The sequence below is a fragment of the Bacillus sp. ES1-5 genome (genome assembly GCF_022487605.1).
GTDB lineage: Bacteria > Bacillota > Bacilli > Bacillales > Bacillaceae_G > Bacillus_A > Bacillus_A wiedmannii.
Map to the genome: position 1 here is coordinate 1 of NZ_JAKVPU010000051.1, position 506 is coordinate 506.

A 506-nucleotide genomic window follows, 5' to 3' on the forward strand; every position below is an offset into this window, starting at 1 on the left:
CGTGACGAAGGAAGTTGAGCTTATATCTGGTAGAAATATAGATCAACTTTTTGATTTACTAAATCTTCATGGTCTAATAACCACCCATACTCCATATCTACAAAAGTAGTTCCTTTTCCATCTCCACCTTTTATGCTCCATGCATAAGATGCATTAATCCCATATGGCGCTTCCTTAAGATATCCCTGGTTTAAAAATCTTGGATCGTCGTAAGGGTTAAGCGATACAGTAGGTAATTGGACTTCTGGTAAAAGAGTTGGTTTTTCTTGCATATATACTTGTTCAACAAGATGAGATTTCTTAAACTTGTCCATCAATGTTTCAGCTGTTACTTTATTAGGCACTTCTACAATATAATAATCTAGTAAATCAGAAGATGAATTATTTTCAGTTTCCCTCGTATGTTTATCGATGTTTTCAATCTCTTTCGGATTTACAAATTTAACTTTAAAGCCAGAAGAAATTGCTAAAATTGCGAAAGATGGAAAAGGTTCCATGCCTAAAGG

1 pseudogene is annotated in these 506 nt (G+C 34.2%); it reads right to left on the reverse strand.

The annotated features are described in order from the left end of the window. Positions 1-38 precede the first annotated feature (38 nt). A pseudogene (locus MKO96_RS29240) lies at positions 39-437 on the reverse strand (putative mucin/carbohydrate-binding domain-containing protein); the annotation flags it as partial. Positions 438-506: the final 69 nt, after the last annotated feature.